The 24,911-nt window shown below is 64.9% G+C and carries 18 protein-coding genes, 1 tRNA gene and 2 pseudogenes; 9 read left to right on the top strand and 12 right to left on the bottom strand.

The window, feature by feature from the left end; translation table 11 throughout:
- Positions 1 to 305 precede the first annotated feature (305 nt).
- Positions 306 to 545: a hypothetical protein gene (locus EI171_RS24455; RefSeq protein ID WP_028173951.1), complete on the bottom strand. Its 240-nt coding sequence runs from the start codon at positions 543 to 545 to the stop codon at positions 306 to 308.
- Between the two features lie 578 nt (positions 546 to 1,123).
- Between EI171_RS24455 and EI171_RS24460 the strand changes: the two genes are divergently transcribed.
- Complete coding sequence (locus EI171_RS24460; protein ID WP_161537071.1) at positions 1,124 to 4,228, top strand: DEAD/DEAH box helicase; 3,105 nt, start codon at positions 1,124 to 1,126, stop codon at positions 4,226 to 4,228.
- Between the two features lie 63 nt (positions 4,229 to 4,291).
- Here the strand turns inward: EI171_RS24460 and EI171_RS24465 are convergent, their stop codons facing one another.
- Together EI171_RS24465 and EI171_RS44855 are read right to left on the bottom strand one after the other, a co-directional pair.
- Positions 4,292 to 4,534, bottom strand: a complete 243-nt coding sequence (locus EI171_RS24465) for a hypothetical protein (RefSeq protein WP_011087435.1) — start codon at positions 4,532 to 4,534, stop codon at positions 4,292 to 4,294.
- Between the two features lie 701 nt (positions 4,535 to 5,235).
- Positions 5,236 to 5,406 carry a hypothetical protein gene (locus tag EI171_RS44855; protein ID WP_165448161.1) on the bottom strand — a complete coding sequence of 57 codons (171 nt, stop codon included), beginning with the start codon at positions 5,404 to 5,406 and terminating at the stop codon, positions 5,236 to 5,238.
- A 270-nt stretch (positions 5,407 to 5,676) separates the two neighbouring features.
- Here EI171_RS44855 and EI171_RS24470 point away from each other — a divergent pair, with 270 nt between their 5' ends.
- Complete coding sequence (locus EI171_RS24470; protein WP_161534883.1) at positions 5,677 to 6,345, top strand: hypothetical protein; 669 nt, start codon at positions 5,677 to 5,679, stop codon at positions 6,343 to 6,345.
- A 333-nt stretch (positions 6,346 to 6,678) separates the two neighbouring features.
- Here EI171_RS24470 and EI171_RS24475 read toward each other — a convergent pair whose 3' ends face one another.
- Positions 6,679 to 6,891 (bottom strand): hypothetical protein, encoded by a 213-nt coding sequence (locus EI171_RS24475; RefSeq protein ID WP_161534884.1) that lies wholly within the window; start codon positions 6,889 to 6,891, stop codon positions 6,679 to 6,681.
- Positions 6,892 to 7,522: 631 nt separating this feature from the next.
- Positions 7,523 to 7,775: pseudogene (locus tag EI171_RS24480) on the bottom strand (hypothetical protein); the annotation flags it as partial.
- Between the two features lie 407 nt (positions 7,776 to 8,182).
- Here EI171_RS24480 and EI171_RS24485 point away from each other — a divergent pair.
- Positions 8,183 to 8,398 carry a hypothetical protein gene (locus EI171_RS24485; protein ID WP_161534885.1) on the top strand — a complete coding sequence of 72 codons (216 nt, stop codon included), beginning with the start codon at positions 8,183 to 8,185 and terminating at the stop codon, positions 8,396 to 8,398.
- A gap of 15 nt (positions 8,399 to 8,413) precedes the next feature.
- On the opposite strand, the gene EI171_RS24490 is transcribed toward EI171_RS24485, so the two are convergent.
- The 3 genes from EI171_RS24490 to EI171_RS24500 all read right to left on the bottom strand — a co-directional run bounded on the left by EI171_RS24490 (position 8,414) and on the right by EI171_RS24500 (position 12,303).
- Positions 8,414 to 8,489: transfer RNA gene (locus tag EI171_RS24490), tRNA-Lys, on the bottom strand.
- Between the two features lie 329 nt (positions 8,490 to 8,818).
- Positions 8,819 to 11,488 (bottom strand): glycosyltransferase, encoded by a 2,670-nt coding sequence (locus EI171_RS24495; protein WP_161534886.1) that lies wholly within the window; start codon positions 11,486 to 11,488, stop codon positions 8,819 to 8,821.
- Positions 11,489 to 11,706: 218 nt separating this feature from the next.
- Entirely contained in the window at positions 11,707 to 12,303 is a 597-nt protein-coding gene (locus EI171_RS24500) for a hypothetical protein (RefSeq protein ID WP_011087384.1), read from the bottom strand.
- 223 nt (positions 12,304 to 12,526) lie between these two features.
- Between EI171_RS24500 and EI171_RS24505 the strand changes: the two genes are divergently transcribed.
- Complete coding sequence (locus EI171_RS24505; protein WP_202633005.1) at positions 12,527 to 14,191, top strand: beta-(1-6) glucans synthase; 1,665 nt, start codon at positions 12,527 to 12,529, stop codon at positions 14,189 to 14,191.
- Here EI171_RS24505 and EI171_RS24510 read toward each other — a convergent pair.
- Positions 14,151 to 14,531: a hypothetical protein gene (locus EI171_RS24510; RefSeq protein ID WP_011087382.1), complete on the bottom strand. Its 381-nt coding sequence runs from the start codon at positions 14,529 to 14,531 to the stop codon at positions 14,151 to 14,153. The genes EI171_RS24505 and EI171_RS24510 overlap by 41 nt on opposite strands.
- Positions 14,532 to 14,645: 114 nt before the next feature.
- Positions 14,646 to 16,013, bottom strand: coding sequence for a hypothetical protein (locus EI171_RS24515; RefSeq protein ID WP_161534888.1), 1,368 nt, complete (start codon positions 16,011 to 16,013; stop codon positions 14,646 to 14,648).
- A gap of 173 nt (positions 16,014 to 16,186) precedes the next feature.
- Between EI171_RS24515 and glmU the strand changes: the two are divergent.
- A pseudogene (gene glmU, locus EI171_RS24520) lies at positions 16,187 to 17,541 on the top strand (bifunctional UDP-N-acetylglucosamine diphosphorylase/glucosamine-1-phosphate N-acetyltransferase GlmU).
- 3 nt (positions 17,542 to 17,544) lie between these two features.
- On the opposite strand, the gene EI171_RS24525 reads toward glmU, so the two are convergent.
- Complete coding sequence (locus tag EI171_RS24525) at positions 17,545 to 17,763, bottom strand: hypothetical protein (RefSeq protein WP_028173960.1); 219 nt, start codon at positions 17,761 to 17,763, stop codon at positions 17,545 to 17,547.
- A 220-nt stretch (positions 17,764 to 17,983) separates the two neighbouring features.
- Between EI171_RS24525 and glmS the strand changes: the two genes are divergently transcribed.
- From glmS to panE, 4 genes are all read left to right on the top strand, one after another.
- Positions 17,984 to 19,810 carry a glutamine--fructose-6-phosphate transaminase (isomerizing) gene (gene glmS / locus EI171_RS24530; RefSeq protein ID WP_161534889.1) on the top strand — a complete coding sequence of 609 codons (1,827 nt, stop codon included), beginning with the start codon at positions 17,984 to 17,986 and terminating at the stop codon, positions 19,808 to 19,810.
- Between the two features lie 79 nt (positions 19,811 to 19,889).
- The gene (locus EI171_RS24535; protein ID WP_011087377.1) at positions 19,890 to 20,660 is read left to right on the top strand and encodes a DUF502 domain-containing protein; all 771 of its coding nucleotides are present in this window, start codon (positions 19,890 to 19,892) and stop codon (positions 20,658 to 20,660) included.
- A 106-nt stretch (positions 20,661 to 20,766) separates the two neighbouring features.
- Positions 20,767 to 21,624 (top strand): NAD(P)-dependent oxidoreductase, encoded by an 858-nt coding sequence (locus tag EI171_RS24540; RefSeq protein ID WP_161534890.1) that lies wholly within the window; start codon positions 20,767 to 20,769, stop codon positions 21,622 to 21,624.
- A 235-nt stretch (positions 21,625 to 21,859) separates the two neighbouring features.
- The gene (gene panE, locus EI171_RS24545; RefSeq protein WP_011087375.1) at positions 21,860 to 22,789 is read left to right on the top strand and encodes a 2-dehydropantoate 2-reductase; all 930 of its coding nucleotides are present in this window, start codon (positions 21,860 to 21,862) and stop codon (positions 22,787 to 22,789) included.
- On the opposite strand, the gene recG is transcribed toward panE, so the two are convergent.
- A complete protein-coding gene (gene recG, locus EI171_RS24550) occupies positions 22,786 to 24,894 on the bottom strand; it encodes an ATP-dependent DNA helicase RecG (protein ID WP_161534891.1) in 2,109 nt (702 codons plus the stop codon). The two genes, panE and recG, sit on opposite strands and share 4 nt — an antisense overlap.
- Between the last annotated feature and the right edge of the window lie 17 nt (positions 24,895 to 24,911).

The raw sequence follows: 24,911 nt of genomic DNA on the forward strand, positions 1-24,911 counted from the left end.
TGGAATAGCCGTCCTGCAACCGCCCGGCGCGATCGCGGAACACGGACTTGCAGCGCGTGCACTGAATCTGGACGAAACTCATGCGCGACCGACAATGACCGATGGGAATGGATCGTCAGGTGATCCCAAATGTCTGAAGAAAGCCTGAAGGCCTTGGTGAATTCACCGGAGGTCTTGTCGCAGCCGATGTCGTGCGCACGACGGCGATGCTCGCAAGATGCGGCCGGGCGTCATCGGCCCGCCGCGACTGGCGGCAGGCAGAGGTCGTCAACAGGCTCAGGTCGTTAGAGCTGCCCGACCAGCCGCTATTGCCTGGCTGCGAGCGTGTCGAGGCAATGGTTCAGATACGCGGTGCGATCCCTGGGCAGCACCTTGTCGAGATCGGCCTTCAGCGCGCATTCACGCTGCCGCAACTGCTCGGCCCGGCGCTTCTCGGCCGCCTCGCGGAATTCGGGAGCAACCTTGTTGGGATCGACCAGCGGCTGCGAGCGGGCGGGGGACGCCGCAAGGAGTGCAATGGCGGCGACGAAAATGAATGGTTTCAAATGAGCCTCCGTAAAAGAAGGCATCCTAGCCCGCGGCGCGCGCAGGCTCAAACCGGAGGGGCGGTACCCCGTTCCGGCATGATCGGGCCGCGCCAACAACCAACAGCGCGTGTGAACCAGTTCACAAGCACGCGACACATTCGCTGCTATGAAAGCGTATTGCTTGACCATTTCATTTTGAACGAAACGCCCCAGCGTCCAAGCGCTGGGGTTTTTCGTGCTGGACATGCGAGCAGCGCGTCCTCGATCGCAGCAGCCCGTGCATCCAGAGAAGCAGGTCCCACGCCGCGTTGAATGCTTCGGAAGCGGCGAGTTCCGATCCACAGCCAAAGATTTCGGGAGCGCGATGGCGCTCCGAACGTTGCCACGAGGCGTGCGTTGGCAGGGCAAATCCCATATGGATGGCGGCGAACCGCCGAATCGACAATGAGGCGGCTCGCGTTCGGTGGGTGACAGTTTACGACCAGAGACGGATTCAAGTGAGGCTTTCCAAAAAGGCGAAGGCGACCAAGACATCGCCAAAGAAGGGCAAAGGATCGCAGCGCGCCACGATCTCGTCTTCATCGCCCCTCGGTTCGATGGCTCTGCATCTGCTTGCACAATGGAAGCAGTCCGGACGCAGCGGCATCGTTTTTCTCGCCGAGAGCGAGAACAGGGCGGAGCGGCTCGGTAGCGTCATTCACGCGCTCGATCCCGCCTGCGAGGTCCTGGTGTTTCCGCGATTGAACACTTTGCCGTTCGATCAGCTCGAGCCGTCGCACGAACTGGCAGGGCGCAGAGCCTCGGTGCTGCGACGCCTCGCGAAATCCAGGAAGCCGCTCTTTCTGGTCTCGACGGCGGAAGCCGTGATGGAGCGCCTGCCGCCGCCTGCGAGCCTGTCGCGCCTGAGCGTGAGCCTGAAGGTGGGCGGCGCGTTTTCCGAGCGGGACCTGCGCGGGCGCCTCGAAGAGCTGGGATATGATCTCGAGGACGAGCCGGATTATCCGGGCGGAGCCCTGTTTCACGGGCAGACCTTCGAGATATTTCCCGCGGGCGCGCTGGGGCCGTTCCGGATCGAGCATTCAGGCCGCGCCATCAGCCGGATCGTGGCGTTCGATCCGAAAGAGCACGACATCATCTTTGAGACCAGCGAGCTTCTCGTCGATCCCATGTCGGAGCGGCTGGCCTTCGCCGGCAAACGCGGCAAGCGCGCGACGCTGTTCGACTATTGCGGGCGCGCCAAATGGATCGCCGATGCAGGGGTGCCGTTGCACGTCGACGGCTGGCTGAGCACGATCGAGGAGGCCGCGCCTCGCGCGGAGAGGGAACGCGAATACATTGGACGGCGCGACTGGAAGCAGCTCTCCAGGGGCATGAAGGTATTGCCGCGGACGGCGTCGTTCCAGCCCATCCCGGAGTTTTCGAAGCTGACCTCCTCCAGGAAGGCGCTGCGTGCCTTTGTCGAGGAGACGCGCCGGGCCGGCTCGCGGCTGATCCTGGTCGCGGCGCAGGAGGACGACCTGCGCGTGATGGAGCGGATGGGCGGCGTCAAGGCGCAGCGCTGCGAGAATTGGGACGAGGCGGTGCGCGGGCGGAGCGGCGAGGCGGCGCTTCTGGCCGATCTCGATGCGGGCTTCGTCGTCCCGGGGAAAAAGTCGCTCGTTGTCGTGACGGCGCCCGACGTGCTCGGCAGCCGGGCGCATCATGCGCAGCCGATGGCGCGGGCCTGGAGCGCGGCCTTCGACCATGCCGACGTGCCCGAGCAGGGCACGGTGGTCGTGCATCTCCAGCGCGGCCTTGCCGTGCTCGATGGCCTGCAGACCGTGAACACGGGCGGCGGCGCACTGCGCGAGATGATCCGCCTGGTGTTCGCAGGCGACAATGCGGTTCTCGTGCCGCCGCCCGATCTGGCGCTGATGTGGCCTTACGCAACCGAGCCCGGCAAGCTTGCGCTCGACAAGGCGGACGGCAGCTCATGGTGGGCCCGCCGCACCGAGGCCGAGCGCGAAATCCAGATCGCCGGCAAGGTGCTGGCCAAGCACATCAGTCAGCGCCGCAGGCGGCGCGCCGACAAGCTGGTTCCGCCGGGATCGGCCTATGAGAAATTCGTCGCGCGCTTTCCTTATTTCACGACGGTCGACCAGGCGAAGGCGATCCGCGACGTGCTGGAGGATCTTGCATCCGGCCATCCGATGGACCGGGTGATCTGCGGCGACGTGGGATTTGGCAAGACCGAGGTGGCGCTGCGGGCGGCTGCCGCTGTGGTGCTGTCGGGCAAGCAGGTGGCGATCGCGGTGCCGACGACGGTGCTGGCACGGCAGCATGTCGCAACGTTCCAGAAGCGCTTCGCCCCGTTCGACATCGAGGTGGGGAACCTGTCGCGGGCGACATCCGGCGCCGAGCTGCGGGCGACCAGGGAGGGACTGCGCAGCGGCCGGATCAAGGTCGTGGTTGGAACGCAGGCACTCGGCGGCAAGGACGTGAAGTTCGACGATCTCGGCCTCGTCATCATCGACGAGGAGCAGCATTTTGGCGCGGCGGAGAAGGCCAGGCTTTCCAGTCTCGCCAAAAATGTCCATGTGCTGATGATGAGCGCCACGCCGATCCCGCGCACGCTCGCCGCCGGCCTTGCCGGATTCCGCGACCTCAGCGTGATCGCCTCGCCGCCGGTTCACCGGCTTCCGGTCGCAACCAGGATTGCGCCGCTGTCGGATGCGGCCATTGCGTCGGCGTTGCTGCGCGAGCAGCGGCGCCATGGCCAGAGTTTTCTGATCTGTCCGCGCATCCAGGATCTGGATCCGATGCTGGCGCGGGTGCAGGCGGTGGCCGGTGATCTTCGCATCGTGTGCCTGCACGGCAGATTGGCTGCCGACGAGATCGACGACCGGATGATGAGCTTCGTCGAGGGCAGGGCCGACGTCCTGCTCGCGACCAACATCGTGGAGAGCGGCCTCGACATTCCGCGTGCGAACACCATCGTGGTCTGCTGGCCCGAAAAGTTCGGCCTTGCCCAGCTGCATCAGCTGCGCGGACGGGTCGGACGCAGCGGCATCCGCGCGTTCGCCCATCTGCTGACCGAGACGAATTCCGGGCAGTCGGAGAAGCGGCTGGCCGTGCTCGAGGAGTTCAGCCGGCCGGGCGCCGGCTTTGCCATCAGCGAACGCGATCTCGATCTCAGAGGTGCGGGCGATCTGTTTTCGGAGCAGCAATCCGGCCATGTCCAGGTGTTCGGGCCCGTGCTCTACAGCCACCTGCTGAAAATGGCCTCGGAGAAAGTCGACGAGGAACGGGCCGCGGTGTGGGTGCCCGACCTGAACCTGCCGGTCGCGGACATGCTGCCCGAGACCTATGTGCATTCCGAGCCCGTGCGGCTCGAACTCTATGCGCGCGCCGCAAGATGCAGCAGCGAGGACGACCTCGTCGACCTCGAGGAGGAAACCTCCCGCCGCTTCGGCCCGCTGCCGAAAGTCGCGCGCGACTTCTTTGCCGCCGCGAAGCTCAGGCTCGAATGCAAGCGAAGGGGCATCATCCGGCTCGACGTCGGCCTCGGGGCGGTGGCCGCAACGTTCCTGCCCGGACGGTTGCGGAAGTCGAGAGGGAAGTCACTGCAGCGCGACGGCGATCGCGTCGTCTATCACAGCCAGATGCGCGACGCGCCGTTCGAGCGGGTTGAAGAGTTGTTCGAGGTGCTGGACGAGGGGTGAGGACGGATGCGCCGGTCTGGCGCCGTCTTCATCCAGCCGGGTCAATCAGACAGGTGACATCAGTCACTTCGAGGCGTGGTCGATCTTGTGCCCCAAATGCCCGGTGTCGTGATCGCGGCGCAACTGGCTCAGCGACGTCTCGTTCAGCTGAGCCAGGACCTCGCTGAGCTGGGTCGCATCGGGATAGCCGGCCGCAAAACCCTTTCCGTAGATCTTGCGCAACGTGCCAACCAGCGTGTTGCCGTGCTTCTTGCTGATCCCGCCATCCTTGTCCCGATGGCGGCCATCCAGGCCAGATTCCTTCATGTGTCTCTCCCTGTGTGGCGTCTTGAGCGCCTGGAGAGAGCGTGCTCCCAAATGAGTTGATTGGCAACGGCGCGGCGCGCGGGCGTTGAGCGGCGGTTCGTGCCACCGCAAGGGCGTTGCGCTCGCGTGTCTATCGCTTAGCTGTGATGCCGCGTCAGATTGCGGCGGGACGGTTGGCGCATCACATCAGCCCGAGCGGGTTGCTCGATTGGAACCGATACGATGCGCTCTGTTCTGGCCATGGGTCTATTGATCGTCCTGTGCACCGCCGCAAACGCTGCAACGACGCATCGCTCCCGCGCACATCATCCGCGCTCTCCCGCGGTTGATCGTTCCGGCGCTGACGTGAATCCGCGGGCGCGCTTCGCGGTCCCCGGCTGGAGCGATGAAGCAACGCAGCGGTGGCTGAACAGCGCCTCGTCCAATGTCGGTCGAGGCGGATAGCGGATCGGTTACGTTGTCGGCCAGCGCTGGCGACCGTCGCAGATATGGAAAAATCGGCGACGTGCTGTGAACCGGCTCACAGTCGACCTCCGAGGCCGCTGCTATGAAGGCCGCATTGCTTTACCGATTGATATTTTGAAAACGCCCCAGCGCTTCCCACCAGGCGCTGGGGTTTTCATTTGGATCACGGCAACGCCAGGAGTTCGCGAAGCGCGATCCGACGGCTGGGTGATTTCTGAAAAGGGAAGGCGGGGCGGCTACGCGGCCTGCTCCTCGAACGAGGTGTATATCCGGCCGGTTGGATCAACGATCTGAACGTCCCAGCACCCGTCCGCGACGAGCTCTCTGGCCTTCTTGAGGGCGGCCTCGAGTGACAGCCGCTTGAGGCTGACGACGCCTGCCGTGTCGAAACCGTTGATTTCAAACATGCCGCTCCCTCCTGTTTTGCTGAATCTTACACCTTTTGAGGGCGTTGTCTCGCGGCTTTGTCGCGCTTCGGAGCAGGCTGCCCATTGCTCATTCCATCGCCTGGACCCCGCAATCGGCCGGGGTGGCTGGGCCTGCCGGGCGGCTCGGCCGCTAACGTGAAATTAAGCCGAAAAGCCTACAATTTTAGACAGTTGTAGGTGGGTGCTGCGTAGAGGAGCCGTCGCGAGGACGTTCCGGCGTCGGCTTCCTTTTGCTCGCTCATGAGGTCAATGCAGATGACCACGACTTTGGAAGCGCAAGGCCTCGTCGAACAACTCGACCCCGCAGCGCTCGCGCTCGCAGCCGCAGCGCCCGAACCCGCCGCCCCGGAAGCTCCAGTTCCGGTCAAGCGCTCCAGCCGGAAATCGGTCCTGGCGCTGTCGGTGTGTGCCCTGGCCATCAACGGCTCGGCGGCCATCTATACATCGCCGCCCGATTTCTCGCCGCTGAATATCGGCAGTCTGGCCGAACTGCTTCCGCGCCGGGACGCATCGGCACCGAAACCGGATCCGGTTGTCACCGCCTTGAAGGATATCCAGTCGGCCCAGCAGCAACACACGGCTTCGCTGCAGGAGAACAACCAAGCATTGCAGCAAAATGCGGCGCTGCTGCAGCAGGACACAATGGTGCTCTTGTCTCTGCGCCAGAGCATCACGGACGAACGGTTCGACGTGAGGAAGATATCTTCGCAGCTGTCCACGCTGATCGCGAAGGTGGACTCGCTGCAAGGCGCAATGATGTCGGACGTCACGTCCTCCATTCGAAGAGCGAATGCTCGCTATGGACTGTCCGCGGCGATGCGCAAACGGATGGTCCGGCAGTCGAAGTCGGTGGGGCCTGTTTCGGTTGGAGGAGCGCCGCTGAGCATCCCGGCTGCAGTTGCGGCGCCGGAAAGCTGAAGATAGGTCGAACGAAACGCTTGGGACTGTGCCCGCACTGAACTGGCCCGCCGGTTCACGCTGGCGGGCCTCGGCGCTCCCGGCGCTCTGATCCGCAATTGAATCGGCAGCCGGGAGCCTTGGGGGCTGGAATGCAAGCCGTGCCACGCTCGCTCTTAAGCTGCAATCCGTGAGACGTCGAACTCCGGTAGTTGTACGGAGTCCATTTTCGGAACGGGGTGTTCTACTGTGAGAACACCGGCGAGATTTGAGTACCAGCCAATTTCTAGTTGTCCGGGAATGCCGCAGTGGGGGCTGGAACCACCCTGCGGCTTTTCCCGTTGGGCTTAGTTCCTAGCCGTCGCGGCGCGGAACGCCGAAGTTGTCGCAGGTGAGAGCGAAGGTTTCTTTCGCCTTCGCATCTTCAAAGCAGAAGCGCGTGCCGACATCGGCATGATCGATCCACCAATCAAGTTTACTGTCCTTTGCAATGCGGGAGGCTTCTCCTCGCAGCAGATCCAACTGTCTTCCAGCAACGTAGACGATCAGGCAATTTTCCTTGGTCATGAATGACGTCCTTATAATTGAAGCAACGGCTCAATTTGATTCCGACTAAAAATGAAAATCGTGTGGCGTCTCCCGAGAGAAGACGATCATTGATCAGACCTTCCGCCTCCGACGGAGTGCCCCTTTTGGGCAGTTCATTTCGGCACTTCACCGGCGTAAATTGAACTTGCCGACCGTGCTGGCTTTACCCCTTCCAGCCCCAGCAAGGAAAGGCAGGCGGCCCTACCACGCTATCAGCGAGGCGGGGTCGCTGCGTGTGGGGACGTGGAAAGGCAGCGCCACGGTTCACGCTGGCGGGCCTTCCGTGGGAAATTTACGGGTGGCTGTCCGCTGTGGGGTGGCGTTGCAAGCTTCGATAGCTTTCCGATAATACTCCGCCACCTTGAGAAGACCCTCACGCTCAAGATCGAGGGAAGCGATGGCTGCGTGCTCTCTGCAAGCGCGTTCGAGCCTGCGGAATTCCTTTAATTCCCGGTTCAACGACTGCTCCTCAGGCCCGAGGGACGCGATAAGCGGCGAGACCGGCAATGTATCCAATTGCCGAAAGTTCCCGCTTCATCAACTCGCACGCGAAATATGGCCTTTTTGCAGCGGTCTCACGTGCGTTCGAGCTCGCGAACTGCGGCGGCACGCCGCTCTCGAAATCTGGCCTGACCTCAGCTCCGCGGCGGCCGCAACCGGCACAGACGAAGCGCGGCTCGATACCAGAGAGGCGAACATCGTCAGGCCAGCGATCGGCGCTCAGGGTTCAGAGCGATATGATGGCCGCAATGGCAATAGACGAGGACGCCGCGCAAGCCCATCTCCCGCATCTCGCCGAAGGTGATCTTGACGGGGCGGCCGTCAACGTGCGTGGGCGTGTGGCGGTGGGCAGGGCGGGGCATGCCGCCATCGAAACGCGGCGCAGGCCAGAGTCAAATTATCAATCCCTTGGGTCTCGGAACGCGCGCGAGCTACTGCGCGTCGTGGGGGCTTCGGTCCCGCGCTCACGCCGTCGGCGCTGAACTTGAACGAGCTAGGTTCGCTTGGCGATTTTTTCTTTTGCCCTTTCTGGGCGTGGCCAGCTGTCGATCATGCTTTTCAGGCCGATCCCATCGAGTTGCAACCGCTCCCCCCGACGGCGGAAATCGGGCGGCCCAGCGCTGTTCGAACCTTCGTTGAAGGTCTAGGGGGATGGTACTCATAACCCGCCTCCGTCCTCCTGCTCTGGTCCTTAACGCGTGTCGCGGTCGAAGGCTCCTTACGCGGCCCGTCCTTGACCTGAGCGGGGTGCCGGAGTCTGATCAGCCGCATGGGGCAATATCAACACGACATCGACGAACTCGCGCGCATGGAGCGCATCTGCCTGGAACTGGCAGGGCAGGCGACCACGGCTGAGGAGCGCGCCGGCCTGCTTGTGACGGCAAACAATTGCAGGGCCGAGATCTCCGACCGTGAGAGCAGCAATCGATTTGCCAACACAAGTGCCCACACGGGGCTTTTTCAATCGGTTGATGGTCTGCCGTAAGCTATTGAATTTGCTTGGTGAGCGCGCTGGGGCTCGAACCCAGGACCCCGTGATTAAAAGTCACGTGCTCTACCGGCTGAGCTACGCGCTCCCATGGCCGCGGATGGCTTTCAAGATCGATCGCCATCGTCTTCGGACATTCGAGAAGCATGTCTTGCCGCTGCGCTGAAGCTCGCGTCGCGGGGAAAAACCGGCTGTTTCCGGATCATGCTTTCGGCCCGCGCTGTGTAGGGTGAGTGGCTGCTGAGGTCAATAGCGCGGGTGGCTGCCGCAACTCTTGGCAGGAGCGGGGATTTGCTCGCGGTGTCCGCAGCTTAAGCCGGAATTTTCAACCCGATTGGCGGCCCGCTATCCACTCCGAACGCTGCCTGTGGCTTGCCGGCGCGGAGGTTTCGCCCGCGCCGAGAAGCCATCCGGCCGTCAGTTTGCCTCGCGCCTGACCTCGTTCGGCACGGCTTGCGGCGTGCCGGCGGGGGTCGGCAGCGCGACCGGGCGCAGGCCAATCAGCTCGGCGGTGCGGATCGCGCTGTCGCGCCAGAACTGGAACGAGTTGATGCGGCTGAGCTCGAGGATGGCGATGGCGACCGCGGCCAGGAACGGCAGGCTTTGCAGCACCAGCACGCCGGCGAAGATGTAGATCTCGGTGATCTGCCGGAAACTGTTGGAGGCGATCAGCACGCCGGCGCCGATCAGGAGCAGGGCGCCGATCACGGCCTCCCAGAACGCCTGGAACTCGATCGACATCCTGGACAGGCCGCCCTTGGAGGTGCGCGCGAAGGCGATGTGCTCGGTGATCAGTCCCTGCGCGACCGCGCGCGACACCGTCCACTGCACGCTCATCGCCGCGATCATCGCGCCCAGCATCTGGCCGGGTTTGATCGCGACGCGCGCCCGGTACATCGACAGGAAATGCGCCAGCGAGACGACGAAGGCGCCGATGATCGGCAGCGTCAGGATCTTGTCGGGGATGGCGATGTCGGCAAAGGCAACGATCGGCACCCAGACGAGGTTGAGCAGCGCCACGACCACGCCGAGGCTTTCGGCTCCCAGCCAGTTCAGCCAGCCGAGGCCGTATTCGCGCTTCTGGTCCGGCGTCAGCCGGCTCCGGCCGGGCAGGAAGTGCCGCCAGTGCTTCTTCACGATCTGGAGGCCGCCATAGGCCCAGCGGTGACGCTGCTTCTTGAAGGCCTCGTAGGTGTCGGGCAAGAGGCCCTGGCCGTAGCGGTGGTTGGTGTAATGCGTGACCCAGCCGAGCTCCTGGATCGCAAGGCCGAGATCGCTATCCTCGCAGATCGTGTCGCTCGACCAGCCGCCGGCCATGTCCATCGCGGCGCGGCGGATCAGGCACATCGTGCCGTGCACGATGATGGCGTTGGCCTCGTTGCGCTGGACCATGCCGATGTCGAAGAAGCCGGCATATTCGCCGTTCATGATGTAGTGCATGATCGACAGGTCGCCGTCGCGATGTTCCTGCGGCGCCTGCACCAGGCCGACGCGCGGGTCGGCGAAAGCCGGCACGAGGTCCTTCAGCCAGTCGGGATCGACGACATAGTCGGCATCGAGGATGCCGATGATCTCGGCATCGACGGCGGTGCGGTCCATCGCGATGCGCAGCGCGCCGGCCTTGAAGCCCTGCACCTTCTCGGCGTTGATGAACTTGAAGCGTTCGCCGAGCGCGCGGCAGTGGTCCTGGATCGGCTGCCAGAAGGCGGGATCCGGCGTGTTGTTGATGATGACCACGCATTCGTAGTTCGGGTAGTTCAGCCGCGACAGCGCATCGAGCGTCTGCTTGAGCATCTCGACCGGCTCGAAGTAGGCCGGGATGTGGATCGAGACCTTCGGGTAGTAATTTTCGGGAACGTTCTCGACCGGCTTGCTCTTGGCGAGCAGCCGCTGCGGCGGCCGGCCGAAGGCGACGGCCGCGATCTCGTCGATGCGCGCCATCGCGATCAGCACCAGCGGAACAAGCAGGATCATGCCGAGCGTCAGCGCGAAGGCCGAGCCGAAGATGAAATAGTGCCCGTTCCAGAACGCGAACACGGTGGCGGCCCAGGCGCCGACGCCGTTGGCGGTCGCCGACAGCAGGAACGCCTGCCTGGCGGTCGGCTGCTGCAGCCGCAGGATCGGAAGCGACAAGAGGACGCCGACCAGCAGCGCGATCGTCATCAGCTTCCAGTAATCAGGGTTCTCCACCGGGCCGGTCCAGGCGAATTTCGGCTCGCGGCTGGCGTTGAGGATGCCCCAGTACGGACCGACGCCGCCTTCGAAGAACTTCCAGGGCTGATCGATCGCTTCGACGATGTTGTATTCCATGCCGATGGCTTCGGCGCGGCTGACGAAGTTGCGCAAGGTCAGCGCCTGCTGGAACGGACCGGGGTCGGCGTTGCGCAAGTTGTAGCCCTGGCTCGGCCAGCCGAACTCGGCGATCACGATGCGTTTGCCGGGGAACAGGTTCCGCAACAGGTTGTAGCGGTCGACGGCCTGGTCGACCGCCTGGTCCGAGCGGAAGTTTTCCCAATAGGGCAGCACGTGCGCGGCGATGAAATCGACGTTGGAGGCAAGGTCCGGATTGTCGCGCCAGATGTTCCAGATCTCGCCGGTCGTGACGGGCACGCGGACCGAGCCCTTGACCTTCTTGATCATGTCGATGAGGTCTTCGACCTTCTGCTCGCCGCGGTAGATCACCTCGTTGCCGACAACGACGCCGACGACGTTGCTGTTCTTGCGGGCAAGCTCGATGGCGGCCTTGATCTCGCGCTCGTTGCGATCCTTGTCCTTGTCGATCCAGGCGCCGACGGTGACCTTGAGACCGAACTCGGCCGCGATCGCCGGCACCAGCTCCACGCCGCCGGTGGACGAATAGAGGCGGATCGCGCGCGTCATCGTCGACAGCGTCTTCAGGTCGGCGCGGATTTTCTCGACGGTCGGGATGTTGTCGATGTCGGGATGGGCCGAGCCTTCGAACGGCGCGTAGGAGACGCTGGGGAGCAGACTCCTGAAGTCGGGCGCGGGTTCCTTGTCGCGCAAGACTCCCCACAGCCCAGCGTGAAGTGCGGACACAAGCAACAGAACGGCGGCGACAACGCGCATCGCGGCTAAACCAAAAGGGGCTGGGGTGGCAGGGAAGCGGATCTGACCCCGAGATCCGACCGAGTCCGCGGCAAATGGAGCATATCTCTGCCGCGCGGTTTCACAACTGTCATGGCCTCATGTCCTTATGAGGGCATGTCCTTTTTCGAAGAACGCGTCGCAGTGCCAATCGTTTCTATGGCCGGTCGTTCATGAACGGAGGCTGAAGCGACCCGCTGCTATTTCTGGGGCGCCGGTGTCGGGCTTGCCGCAGGCGCGGGGCTCGCGGCGGGCTGCGGGGCCTGCGCGTTGCCTGATGTCGGCGCTGCCGGCTGGGATGCCGCGGCCGCCGCCTGCTGCGGCTGGGAGGCCGGATTGATCCAGCAGGCGTGCACACGGCTGTCCAGGGTCTCGGCGACCTTGGGATCGATCTGGCCACCGAAGCGGGTCAGGCAGCGGAAGGCGGCCTGGATGTGGCCGCCGGGGCAGCCGAAGCGGTCGTAGAGGTCGAGATGGCGGAACGCGGTATCGAGGTCATCCCGCCACATTAGCCGCACCACGCGCCGGCCGAGCCAGACGCATTCGGGGTTGCCGGCCGGGCCGTTGATGACCTGGGCGGCTTCGGCGAACTCGTCGGTGCGGCGCTGGTTCTGGGCGGCATCCTTGGCGGCGGCGTCGGCGGGCTGGGCGGCGGCTTTGCCCTGATCGGGGGCGGGCGTGCCGCTCTGGGCGGAGGCGCCAGCGAGACCAGCCAAGGCCAGAAGAGAGGAGACGGCCAAGGTGGCGGCGAACTGCCGCAGGACCGCATTTCGTGACTGACGCACCCGTTGCCGCATGAATTCCCCAACTTCTCCGCTGACCGCCCGCGTCAGGATCCCGCGGACGCGTCGGTGATGGCGTCCAAATGGGTCTCCAATGCGGCGGAAAATTCCCGGCCAGTTGCATGACCTGTATTTCGAATTTTGTCCAGCAAAGTCACGATCCTAGGCCTCTGTCGAACGGCCGCAGGTAAATTCCTTGGGGGAGGGAGGGATCCGCTCCGAACCACCCCCTTGGCAGATGGCGCGCGAGCAGGTAATCGACGGCGCTTCGCGGAGGACGGAACCGATTTCACTTCGTACGCCACTGGCGCTTCTGCTCGTTTCACTGGGTGCGATTGCTGCCGTGTGGTGGTGGCTGGCCACGCCAATCACGCTCGCGCGCGCCCCGATCGACCCCGCCGACAAGGTTCAGTGCGTCTCCTACGCGCCGTTCCGCGGCGAGCAGTCGCCGCTGAACGCATGGACCCATATCGAGGCCGACCAGATCGAGCAGGACCTGCGCCAGCTCAAGGAGATCACCGACTGCGTCCGCACCTATTCGATGGAGAACGGGCTCGACCAGGTTCCGGCGATCGCCGCCAAGGTCGGCGGGCTCAAGGTGCTCCAGGGGATCTGGCTCTCCAGCAACCGCGCCAAGAATTTTGAGCAGGTCGCGCTCGCCGTTCGCCTCACGAAGGAATACCCCGACATCATCACCTCGGTCATCGTTGGCAACGAGGTGCTGCTGCGCGGCGAGATGACGACGGCCGACCTCGTCTCCTTCATCCGCGCGGTGAAGGTGCAGGTTCGCGTGCCCGTCACCTATGCCGATGTCTGGGAGTTCTGGCTCAGGAATCGCGAAGTCTACGAGGCCGTCGACTTCGTGACGATCCACATCCTGCCCTATTGGGAAGACGTTCCGGTGCGCGCGAAATTCGCGGCCGCCCATGTCGAACAGATCCGCGAGCGCATGGCGGTGGCGTTTCCGGGCAAGGAAATCCTGATCGGCGAAACCGGCTGGCCGAGCGAAGGGCGCATGCGCGAGGGCGCGCTGCCGTCGCGCACCAACCAAGCGCGCGTGGTCTCTGAAATCCTGAGCCTTGCGAAGGCGCAGAAGTTCCGCGTCAACCTGATCGAGTCCTACGACCAGCCGTGGAAGCGCAAGCTGGAAGGTACCGCGGGCGGCTATTGGGGTCTCTATGACTCCGTGCGCCGGAACCTGAAATATCCGCCGGGCGAGCCGATCAGCAATTTCCCGTACTGGAAATGGTACATGGGCGCGGGTATGGGCCTTTGCGCGCTGGTGTTCGCGGTCGCTATCATCACGCTGCGCCGGCGGCCCTGGACGCCGCGCTTCTCGACCTGGCTCGGCGTCGCCATCTCGGCGACCACGGCAGGCGTCCTGCTCGGGGTCGGCGCCGACAAGGTGTACTATGAGAGCTACGGCTGGGGCGGCTGGCTGCACTGGGGGGCGCTGCTCGCCGCCGGCATCCTGTCGCCGATCTTCTGCGCGCAGGCGCTGGTGATCGGCCGCAGCCTGCCGACCTTCCTTGATCTGCTCGGCCCGAGCGAGGGGCGGAAATGGTCAAAGCTCACCGCCGTGCTCGGCCTCACGCTGGCGGTGACGGCGGTGATCGCGGCACAGACCGCGCTCGCCTTCGTGTTCGACCCGCGCTACCACGACTTCCCCTACGCCGCGCTGACGATGGCGGTGGTGCCGTTCGCGATCCTGATGCTGAACCGGCCGCAGATCGGCGTGCGTCCGATCGCGGAAGCGGTGTTCGCAGGCGTGCTCGCGCTGTCGGCCGCCTATGTGCTCTTCAACGAAGGCCGCGACAACTGGCAGTCGCTGTGGACCTGCGCGATGTATCTGTTGTTCGCGCTCACGCTGTGGCGGGCGCGGGCCGAGCAAAGCCAAGGATGAGCAGGCCGATCGCCAGGCCCGACAGCACGACATTGTAGAGCACGATGCCGAGGCCGGCGGCGACAACGCCGACGGTGAGCAGCACGATCGACGGCCGCATCAGGTTCAGCGTCGCCACCACCAGCGCGACGATGCCGAACACCGAATTCTTGAACAGTACGGTCGAGACCGAACGAGCCTTGCACATCAGGGTCTGCAAGCCGGCGTCGCAGGCAAGTCCGACGTTCGAGTTCTCGATGCCGAGATAGCGCAGATAGATCGCATAACCGACGGCTACGAAGCCGACAACGATCAGGAACTGCACCTGGTAGGGCGTGAGGCGGAAGGGCTTTTTTGTCATGCGCGCAATATGGTCGGGATGACGGGAGGGGGCAACAGGGGCGACCAACTTTTCTGTCCGTCGCTCGCAAGCCGTTACTGGTTAGCTACCCGATCCAATCGGCACGACCATTCCCTACCGCCTGAAGAACGACGACAACGTCGATCCCGCCGAGGCCGTCTCCGGCTTGGCCGGTGCTGCCGGCTGCGCCGCAGGTGCGGGCGCGGGCTCCTCGCGCTTCGACGAACGCTTTGAGGAATAGCTGCGGCGGCGCTTGTCCGGCTTGGCGGTGGGAGCGGGCGCAGGTGCGGTCTCGGCTTGCGGCGCCGCATCCGGATTCTTCTCGGCGTTCTTTTCCTGAATCCGGTCCTGAGACTTTTCTTGTCCCTTCTCCGAACCGCCGCGCATCGATAGCCGCTGGCCGTCGAACACGGTGGTCTCGCAGTGACGATCGTTCTCGGCGAGACCCGCGCAGAGTTTTGCTGCGGCGGCCGCGTTGATCAGCGGGCCGGCGCCCAGTCGCAGCTGCATGCCGAGGCCGGTGGTGCCTTCCTTGATCATGATGATCGGCCGCAGCGTGGCAACTTCCGGATTCGATTTGGTCACGCCGCGCCAGAGCGCGCGCAGGCCGTCGATCGAGTTGGCGCCGCCGAGATCGATCGCAAAGCGCGTTTGCTGAACCGCGATCGCGGGAGCCTCGCTTTCGGTTGCCTCCGGCGGCTTGGCTGATGCGGCTGCGATTTCGGTCGGGGCGGGCTTCTTCTCGGCGGTCTTCTCGGTTGTCTTTTCAGTCGTCTCGGGCTGAGTCAATTTCGACGCGGCGGGATCAGGCGGTGCCATGATCGACTTGGAGGGCACCAGCGGAAGCATCGGCAGCGCCGATGTCGTCGCCGGCGACTGCTGCACGAGGGAGGCTGCGGCCGCGCTCTGCGGCGGCGGGCTCGACGGCTCCTTTGCAGCCTCCTTCACGGTGTCTTTGGTCGGCTCCTTCGCCTGTTCCTTTGCGGCTGCCGCGCGCGGCTTGTCGCTGGATGGAGATGGCATCGAGGCGACCGGCGCGACGCTGGGCGCCGCAGGTTGCGCGTCGGGCGCCGGCGTGTCCTGCGGCTTTGCGGTCTGCCTGGCGATGGCGCCGGTGACGGAATCGAGCCCTTGCTCGAGCACGGTGACGCGCGAATAGAGCCGGTCGCGATCAGCGTTCAGTGTCTCGACGGCGGCGGCGAGGCGGCGCGCCTCGTTCTGGCTTTCCCTGGTCAGTAGCTGGAGCCGGTCGGCCTGGCGCACGAGATCGGCGGACGCCACCTGGTCGCGCCGCCAGCCGAGCTGGGCCTGGTTGGCCATCACCGCGATGACGACGGCGCCGACGGCCGCAACGCCCCAGGAGCCCAGCCGCCACATCATGCGGCGGTCGAACGCGCTTTCCTCGGCCAGAAGTCCGGAGAATAGCCCGCCAGTCTCCTTGGTGCCGAAGGCATCCGCCAGTGGGTCGGAATCCTTTGCCATGAACGTTAAGTGCCCAGCCCCGTTCAGCTTCCCCGAATCAATCAGGGAACATTAACAGGAAAAGCGTGTCGCACTTGAATTCCGGGCGTTTGCGGGGGTAGCAAGGCGGGCAGCATGAGGGCGGCCTGCCGCCTGCCACGCCAGTTGATTCGGCCGTATCTGACAGGATCTCGATGACCGCCCGCTCCAGCCTCACGATCGTGCTTGCCGCCGGCGAAGGCACGCGCATGCGCTCACACCTGCCGAAAGTGCTGCATCCCGTCGCTCACCAGACGCTGCTCGCCCATGTGCTCGCCGCCGCCCCCAAGGGAACCGGCACCTCGCTCGCCGTCGTGATCGGCCCGGATCATCAGGCGGTGGCCGATGAGGCGAGGCGCATCCGCCCCGACGCGCTCACTTTCGTGCAAGCCGAACGGCTCGGCACGCGCATGCGGTGCTGGCGGCGCGCGAGGCGCTCGCGCGCGGCGTGGACGATCTGCTGATTGCCTTCGGCGACACGCCGCTGATTTCGGCCGAGACCTTTGCGCGTCTGCGCACGCCGCTGGCGAACGGCGCAGCGCTCGCCGCGCTCGGCTTCCGCGCCGCCGACCCCGCCGGCTATGGCCGCTTCATCGTCGAGGGCGACCGCCTGGTCGCGATCCGCGAGCAGGCCGATGCCAGCGCGGACGAGCGCAAGATCGATCTGTGCAACGCCGGCGTGATGGCGATCGACGGGCGCCGCGCGCTCGCGATCCTGGATAAAATCGGCAATGCGAATTCCAAGGGCGAATATTATCTGACGGATGCGGTCGAGATCGTCCGCGAACAGGGATGGGAGTCCGTGGTGATCGAGACCAGCGAGGACGAGGTGCGCGGCATCAACACCAAGGCTCAGCTCGCCGAAGCCGAGAGCGTGATGCAGGCGCGCTTGCGCAAAGCCGCGATGGAGGCCGGGGTGACGCTGATTGCGCCCGAGACCGTTTATCTGTCCGCCGACACCGTGTTCGGCAAGGACGTCACCATCGAGCCGTTCGTGGTGATCGGCCCGGGCGTCTCGATCGCCGACGGCACGGTGATCCACTCCTTTTCGCACATCGTCGAGACCACGCTCGGCAGGAACGTCTCGATCGGACCCTATGCGCGGCTCAGGCCCGGCACCTCGCTCGGCGACGGTGCGCGGATCGGCAATTTCGTGGAGACCAAGGCGGCGACGCTGGAGGCCGGCGTCAAGGTCAACCATCTCTCCTACATTGGGGACGCCACCGTCGGCGCCAATTCCAACATCGGCGCCGGCACCATCACCTGCAACTACGACGGCTTCAAGAAGCACAAGACCATCATCGGGCAAGGCGCCTTCGTCGGCACCAACTCCTCGCTGGTGGCTCCGGTGAAGATCGGCAACGGCGCCTATATCGGCTCCGGCTCGGTGATCACGCGCGACGTGCCCGACGACGCGATGGCGCTCGAGCGCAACCAGCAGACCATCAGGGAAGGCGGCGCGGCGCGCTATCGCGAGATGAAGACGCGCGGCAAGAAGCCGGAGAAGTGAGCGCTATTCGTCGTCGGCGAATTCGGAGAAGATCGCGCGGGTCAGGCGCCAGCCGCGTGGCTTGGCGCGCTTGGCCGGCTCGCCCTGCGGGTGCTTGGTGAAGACGGGCTTGCTTTCCTTGCCACGCTGGGGCGGCGGCCAATGGGCGAGGTGCGTGCCCGTGGTCTCGCTGGCACGCAGATACAACGACGACAGACCTTTGCGGTCGGATGAGCCTTTCATGGCCTTGTTCTCCTGACCGGAATCGTTGGTCAAACTTGTTGACAACAAGTTAACGTGCGAGGTTAAAGGCCGGCCACATCGACGCAGACCGGGCAATGGCGCCGGCGAATGCTGTCTCAATCAGCAATAATTATTGAGTATCTGGTTCCTTAGGAACTTCGCTAAAAACTGAGCGCGTCGTTTTGGCGATTTTTCGACGATTTGGGGGATATTGATCCGCATGTGCGGGATTGTCGGCATTCTCGGGCGCGAACCGGTTGCAGAGCAATTGGTGGATTCGCTCAAACGTCTTGAATATCGCGGCTACGATTCCGCGGGCGTCGCCACGCTCGAAGGCAGGCATCTCGAGCGCCGCCGCGCCGAGGGCAAGCTGAAGAATCTGGAGAAGCGGCTGGAAGCCGAGCCGCTGAAGGGCACGACCGGCATCGGTCACACCCGCTGGGCCACCCACGGCAAGCCGACCGTCAACAACGCCCATCCGCATGCGACCGACCGCGTCGCCGTGGTCCACAACGGCATCATCGAGAATTTCCGCGAGCTGCGCGAGGAGCTCGAGAAGAACGGCACGGTGTTTCACACCGAGACCGACACCGAGATCGTGCTGCATCTCGTCGACGACCTGCTCACGCGCGGCAACAAGCCGGTCGAGGCGGTGAAGCTGGCGCTGGCGCGGCTGCGCGGTGCGTTTGCGCTCGGCTTCATCTTCGCCGGCGACAACGATCTGATGATCGGCGCCCGCAACGGCCCGCCGCTCGCGATCGGCTATGGCGACGGCGAGATGTATCTCGGCTCCGACGCCATCGCGCTCGGCCCGTTCACCGACACGATCAGCTATCTCGAGGACGGCGACTGGGTGGTGCTGACCCGCAAGAGCGCCACGATTTTCGACAAGGACGGCCACGCGGTCCAGCGCGAGAAGATCAAGCACGCCGCCTCGACCTCGCTGGTGGACAAGGCCAATTACCGCCACTTCATGGCCAAGGAGATCCACGAGCAGCCGGAAGTGGTCGGCCACACGCTGGCACGCTACGTCGACATGGCGACCGAGCGCGTCTCGCTGCCGGTCAAGCTGCCGTTCGACTTCAAGAACATCCAGCGCATCAACATCACCGCCTGCGGCACCGCGAGCTATGCCGGCTTCGTCGCCAAATACTGGTTTGAGCGCTTCGCGCGCCTGCCGGTCGAGGTCGACGTCGCCTCCGAATTCCGCTACCGCGAGGCGCCCTTGCGCAAGGGCGATCTCGCCATCTTCATCTCGCAATCGGGCGAGACCGCCGACACGCTGGCGGCGCTGCGCTACGCCAAGGCCGAGGGCGTGCACACGGTGGCTGTGGTCAACGTGCCGACCTCCACGATCGCGCGCGAGAGCGAGACGGTGCTGCCGACGCTGGCCGGACCCGAGATCGGGGTCGCCTCGACCAAGGCCTTCACCTGCCAGCTGATGGTGCTCGCAAACCTTGCGATCGCGGCCGGCAAGGCTAGAGGCGAATTGTCCGACGAGGACGAGACCAAGCTCGTTCACGGCCTCGTCGAGATCCCGCGCCTGATGTCGGATGCGCTCACCACCGAGCTCCAGATCGAGAAGCTGGCGCGCGAGATCGCGAAATCGCGCGACGTGCTCTATCTCGGCCGCGGCACCAGCTTCCCGCTCGCGCTCGAAGGCGCGCTGAAGCTGAAGGAGATCTCCTACATCCACGCCGAGGGCTACGCCGCCGGCGAGCTGAAGCACGGCCCGATCGCGCTGATCGACGAGACCATGCCGGTCGTTGTCATCGCACCCTACGACCGGGTGTTCGAGAAGACGGTGTCGAACATGCAGGAGGTCGCCGCCCGCGGCGGCAAGATCATCCTGATGACCGACGCGAAGGGCGCGGAGGAGGCGACCGTCGAGTCGCTCGTCACCATCGTCATGCCCGACATGGCGGCGGCGTTCACGCCGATGGTCTATGCCGTCCCGGTGCAGCTGCTCGCCTATCATACGGCCGTCATCATGGGCACCGACGTCGACCAGCCGCGCAATCTCGCGAAATCGGTGACCGTGGAATAGGCAGAAGGGATCAGGCTGCGCTCTTCCAAAACCTGCTAGAAGACCCTAGCTTGAGTGCAGCGACTGACCTGGAACCCGAATGACCACCCGCGACGACGCGCCTGCGCCGCTTGATCCCATCCCGGAACCGCATACCGGCCTGATGGGCCGCATCCGCAACTACTTCCTGACCGGCCTCGTGGTGACGGGGCCGATCGCGATCACTCTCTATCTGGTCTGGTGGTTCGTCACCTGGGTCGACGGCGTGGTGCGGCCGTTCGTGCCGCTGGCCTATCGTCCGGAAACCTATCTGCCGTATGTCGTCCCCGGCTGGGGACTGATTGTCGCATTCTTCACGCTGACGCTGGTCGGCTTCCTCGCGGCCAACCTGATCGGCCGGACGCTGGTCGATGTCGGCGAAACCTTCCTCGGCCGCATCCCGGCGGTGCGCGCCATCTACCGCGGCCTGAAGCAGGTGTTCGAGACGCTGTTCTCGGGCAAGGGCTCGAGCTTCCGCAAAGTCGGCCTGGTCGAGTTTCCGTCGCCGGGCATGTGGTCGATCGTGCTGATCTCGCAGTCGCCGAATGAAGAGGTCGCGCGCAGCCTGCCGGGGCAGGAGGAGCACGTCTCGGTGTTCCTGCCGTGCTCGCCGAACCCGACCACGGGCTTCTTCTTCTACGTGCCCAAGAGCAAGATCGTCGAGGTCGACATGAGCACCGAGGATGCCGCGACCCTGATCATGTCGGCCGGCGTGGTGCAGCCGGGCGCGGCACCCGACCCGAAGAAGGCCGCGGCGCTCGCGGGCATGGCGAATGCCGCGCGCATCGCCAATGCGTCGGCACTCCAGCCCCAGCCTGCGAAGGTGGAGTAGGGCCATTCCCCTGCGGGATGGCCGCATTCACGCAAGCACTTTCGTCCTCTGCTAGTCTTCCGGTCGAACCGGGCGCATCGCTCGGGTGTTCGACCTGGAGTGCACGATGTCCAAAACCATTGCGATTCTCGCGCCCGGTGCCATGGGCAGCGCCGTGGCCCGCCGCCTCAGCGAAAACGGAGCGCGCGTGCTGACGTCGTTGAAGGGGCGGAGCGAAGCGACGCAAAAACGCGCGGCGGATGCCGGCATGATCGGCGCGGACGACGAGGCGATCGCCGAGGCCGACATCATCCTCTCGATCGTGCCGCCGGGCGAGGCCGTTGCACTCGCCGAGCGCCTCGCCGCGCTGATCGTCCGGCGCGCGAAGAAGCCCGTCGTGGTCGATTGCAACGCCGTCAATGTCGACACCGTGCTTAGGATCGAGGAGATCATCGGCTCGGCGCAGGCGCCGTTCGTCGATGCCGGCATCATCGGCTTCCCGCCGCAGCCCGGCGGCAAGAGCCCGGCCTTCTACATGTCCGGCGAGCACGCCGGCGAGGTGGCTGTTCTGAAGGACCTCGGCCTCGACGTGAGGATCGTCGAAGGCCCGGTCGGCGCTGCTTCCGCGCTCAAGATGTCCTACGCCGGCATCGTCAAGGGCCTGGCCGGCATCGGCTCGGCCATGGTGATCGCGGCAACGAAAGCAGGCGCCGCGGATGCGCTGCGCGACGAGCTCGCACTGAGCCAGCCCGCGGTCCTGGCCCGGCTCGAAGTCGCGCTGCCGGACATGATCCCGAAGGCCTATCGTTGGGTTGCGGAGATGCGGGAGATTTCCGGATTCCTCGGCGCCGATCATCCGGCCAACCAGATCTACGAGGGCTTTGCGCGCTGGTTCGAGCACCTCGCCGAGGACGCGAAAGGCGAGGCGGTGGATGCCGGGCTGATGAAGGCGTTTGCTGCGAGCATCGCGCAGAAGAAGGCCTAGTCGTCCGGTCTCACGTCGTTGACTTGCCGTCCATTGGCGCGGAATCCAAAAATCCCTGGACGTCCCGGTCGCGTTTCAGGCGCACGACCGGGACGTCAGCGCATGGCGGGAAGGTTGCATGAAGTCGGCCGCGGCGAAAGGGCAAGTCTTCTGAAACGGCTCTATCCACGTCGTCATTGCGAGGCTCATCTGTTATTGTCTCTGCGGAAGCAGGTCTTCTGCAACGGGAGTTCGAATGAGAGTGCTGGTGATCGGTGCAGGAGCGCTCGGAGGTTATTACGGAGCTTGCCTGGCCCGGGCCGGCGGCGACGTGACCTTTCTGGTGCGGCCCGCGCGGGCCGAGCAGTTGCGGCGGGATGGATTGCAGGTCGTGAGCCCGCACGGCGACTTTGCCGTGCAGCCGAAGATCATCCTGGCAAGCGATCTCAAGGAGCCGTTCGACGTTGTGCTCGTCGGGGTGAAATCCTATTCGCTCGACGATGCGATGGCCCAGTTTGCCCCGGCAGTCGGCGCCAACACGATGATTCTGCCGATACTCAACGGGTTGAAACATATCGACGCTCTGACTGCGCGGTTCGGCGCGGCGCGCGTCCTCGGCGGGCTCGCGAACGTCAGTGCCGGCCTCGATGCGGATGGTCGTGTCGTTCAGTTCATGGCCAATCAGACGATTGTGTTTGGTGAGATCAAGGGTTCGTTGAGCGAGCGTGCGCTCGCGTTGGAGGCACTGCTCCAGGTCCCCGGCATCGACGTGCGCGCCAGCGAAGCGATCATGCAGGACATGTGGGAGAAATTCGTCCAGCTCAGCACGCTGGCCGGCATCACCTGCCTGATGCGCGCAAGCATCGGAGACATCCTGGCCGTGCCGAACGGCGAACAGTCTATCTTTCGGTTATTCGCGGAATGCTGCACCGTTGCGACGGCTTCGGGGTTCGAGCCGCGCGCCCCGTTCATCGAGTTTGACCGAAAACTCTTCACGACCCTGGACTCGCCGCTCAAGGCCTCGATGCTGCGCGATATCGAGCGCGGCTCGATCACCGAGGCGGAGCACATCCTCGGCGATATGGCGAATCGTGCCCGTGCGCTGGGCATCGACACACCGCTGCTGGATCTCGCCCGCGCGCATGTGGCGGCCTACGAAGTGGGGCGCCGAAGAGCAGCAGGCTAACCCGCGCCAATCAGCGGGATCGCTTCGTCGCGCTCGTAGAGATACAGGAGGCACCGCAGCGCCTCGCCGCGCTCGCCCTTCAGCTTCGGATCGTCCTTGAGGATGCGTAGCGCCTCGTCGCGGGCCTGGGTGATGAGCTGGCCGTGCACCTCCGAGCGCGCGATGCGGTAGCCGGGGAGGCCGCTCTGGCGCACGCCCAGCACGTCGCCTTCGCCGCGCAGCTTCAAATCCTCCTCGGCGATGCGGAAGCCGTCGGTGGTCTCCCGGATCACCTTCAGCCGCGCCTTCGACATCTCGCCGAGCGGCTCCGAATAGAGCAGCAGACAGGTCGAGGCTTCCGAGCCGCGTCCGATGCGGCCGCGCAGCTGGTGGAGCTGGGCGAGGCCGAAGCGTTCGGCGTTCTCGATCACCATGATGGTGGCGGCCGGCACGTCGACGCCGACCTCGACCACGGTGGTCGCGACCAGCAGCCCGATCTCGTGGGCGGCGAACTGGCCCATGACGCGGTCTTTCTCGGTTCCCTTCATCTGGCCGTGGACGAGGCCGACCCGGTCGCCGAAACGCTTCTGCAAATTCTCGAAACGTTTGGTCGCATTGGTGAGGTGCTCGGTGCCCTCGGCCTCGGATTCCTCGACCAGCGGGCAGATCCAGTAGACCAGCTTGCCAGCCTGGAGCGCGCGGCCGATGCTATCCGTGACCTCGTTGAGGCGGCTCATCGAGATAGTGCGGGTCTCGATCGGCTGGCGGCCGGCGGGTTTTTCGCGCAGCTCGCTGATGTCCATGTCGCCGAAATAAGTCAGCACCAGCGTGCGCGGGATCGGGGTTGCGCTCAGCACCAGCACGTCAACGGCTTCGCCCTTCGAGGTCAGCGCGAGCCGTTCGCGCACGCCAAAGCGGTGCTGCTCGTCGACCACGGCGAGCGCAAGGTCCCGGAAGATCACGTCGTCCTGGATCAGCGCATGGGTGCCGACGAGCAGGTCGATCTCGCCCTCGGCAAGCTGGGCGATGATCTCGCGCCGTTCTTTGCCTTTTTCTCGGCCGGTGAGGATCGCGACCCGTAAGCCCGCGCGCTCGGCGAGCGGCGCGATGGTCTTGATGTGCTGGCGCGCCAGAATTTCCGTCGGCGCCATCAGCGCGGCCTGCTTGCCGACTTCAGCCACCGCTGCGGCCGCCAGCAGCGCGACCACGGTCTTGCCGGAGCCGACGTCGCCCTGGAGCAGCCGCAGCATGCGCATCGGCTGTTGCAGATCGCTCGCGATCGCCGCGGCGGCGTCGCGCTGGGACAGCGTCAACGCATAGGGCAGGGCGTCGATGATCTTGTTGCGCAGATGCCCGTCGCCGGCATTGCGTACGCCGGCCGGGCGGCGCAATTGCGCGCGGATCAGGGCCAGCGCGAGCTGGCCGGCCAGCAGTTCGTCGAAGGCGAGGCGGGACCAGAACGGCCGATCGGGCAAAATGTCCGTGAGCTCGACCGGCTGATGCACGCGGGTGAGGGCTTCCGCGATTGGCGGGAAGTGGCAGCGGCGCATCACCTCCGGGCTGATCCATTCGGGCAAGGCAGGCAATTTCTGAAGCGCTTGCGCGATCGCGCGGCGCAGTGAGCCGAGCGCGAGGCCCTCCGTCAGCGGATAGACCGGGTCGATCCCTGAGAGTTTTGAAATCGCCTCCTCGTCCAGCACGCGGTCGGGATGCACGATCTGGGGGATGCCGTCATACATCTGGAGCGTGCCGGAGACGTAGCGCTTCTCGCCCACAGGCAGCAGCTTTTCGACATAGCCGGGCTTGGCGCGGAAGAAGGTCAGCACGACGTCGCCGGTCTCGTCGCTGGCGTAGACCAGATACGGCGCCCGCGCGTTGCGCGGCGGGGGCGGGCGGTGGCGGTCGACGGTCACCTCCAGCGTCACCATGGTTCCCTGCACGGCGTCGCGAATCTTCGGCCGGGCGCGGCGGTCGATGACCTGGCTCGGCAGGTGCAGCAACAGATCGACCAGCCGCGGCGTCTCGTTGCGGCTGAGCAGGTACTGCAGCAGCTTGTCCTGCTTCGGACCGACGCCGGGCAGGCTGGTCACGGGAGCAAACAGCGGATTGAGCAGGCTGGGGCGCATCGGGGGAATCTAGGATC

Source organism: Bradyrhizobium sp. LCT2, assembly GCF_009931255.1.
GTDB lineage: Bacteria > Pseudomonadota > Alphaproteobacteria > Rhizobiales > Xanthobacteraceae > Bradyrhizobium > Bradyrhizobium diazoefficiens.

Excerpts from the sequence above, each read along its gene's own strand:
- EI171_RS24510 (WP_011087382.1), bottom strand. The coding sequence starts at position 14,531 with ATGACAAAAAAGCCCTTCCGCCTCACGCCCTACCAGGTGCAGTTCCTG.
- EI171_RS24515 (WP_161534888.1), bottom strand. The coding sequence starts at position 16,013 with ATGGCAAAGGATTCCGACCCACTGGCGGATGCCTTCGGCACCAAGGAG.
- panE (WP_011087375.1), top strand. The coding sequence starts at position 21,860 with ATGAGAGTGCTGGTGATCGGTGCAGGAGCGCTCGGAGGTTATTACGGA.
- EI171_RS24525 (WP_028173960.1), bottom strand. The coding sequence starts at position 17,763 with ATGAAAGGCTCATCCGACCGCAAAGGTCTGTCGTCGTTGTATCTGCGT.
- EI171_RS24535 (WP_011087377.1), top strand. The coding sequence starts at position 19,890 with ATGACCACCCGCGACGACGCGCCTGCGCCGCTTGATCCCATCCCGGAA.
- EI171_RS24505 (WP_202633005.1), top strand. The coding sequence starts at position 12,527 with ATGGCGCGCGAGCAGGTAATCGACGGCGCTTCGCGGAGGACGGAACCG.
- glmS (WP_161534889.1), top strand. The coding sequence starts at position 17,984 with ATGTGCGGGATTGTCGGCATTCTCGGGCGCGAACCGGTTGCAGAGCAA.
- EI171_RS24470 (WP_161534883.1), top strand. The coding sequence starts at position 5,677 with ATGCAGATGACCACGACTTTGGAAGCGCAAGGCCTCGTCGAACAACTC.
- EI171_RS24495 (WP_161534886.1), bottom strand. The coding sequence starts at position 11,488 with ATGCGCGTTGTCGCCGCCGTTCTGTTGCTTGTGTCCGCACTTCACGCT.
- EI171_RS24540 (WP_161534890.1), top strand. The coding sequence starts at position 20,767 with ATGTCCAAAACCATTGCGATTCTCGCGCCCGGTGCCATGGGCAGCGCC.
- EI171_RS24485 (WP_161534885.1), top strand. The coding sequence starts at position 8,183 with ATGGGGCAATATCAACACGACATCGACGAACTCGCGCGCATGGAGCGC.
- EI171_RS24500 (WP_011087384.1), bottom strand. The coding sequence starts at position 12,303 with ATGCGGCAACGGGTGCGTCAGTCACGAAATGCGGTCCTGCGGCAGTTC.
- EI171_RS44855 (WP_165448161.1), bottom strand. The coding sequence starts at position 5,406 with ATGTTTGAAATCAACGGTTTCGACACGGCAGGCGTCGTCAGCCTCAAG.
- EI171_RS24475 (WP_161534884.1), bottom strand. The coding sequence starts at position 6,891 with ATGACCAAGGAAAATTGCCTGATCGTCTACGTTGCTGGAAGACAGTTG.
- EI171_RS24465 (WP_011087435.1), bottom strand. The coding sequence starts at position 4,534 with ATGAAGGAATCTGGCCTGGATGGCCGCCATCGGGACAAGGATGGCGGG.
- EI171_RS24460 (WP_161537071.1), top strand. The coding sequence starts at position 1,124 with ATGGCTCTGCATCTGCTTGCACAATGGAAGCAGTCCGGACGCAGCGGC.
- recG (WP_161534891.1), bottom strand. The coding sequence starts at position 24,894 with ATGCGCCCCAGCCTGCTCAATCCGCTGTTTGCTCCCGTGACCAGCCTG.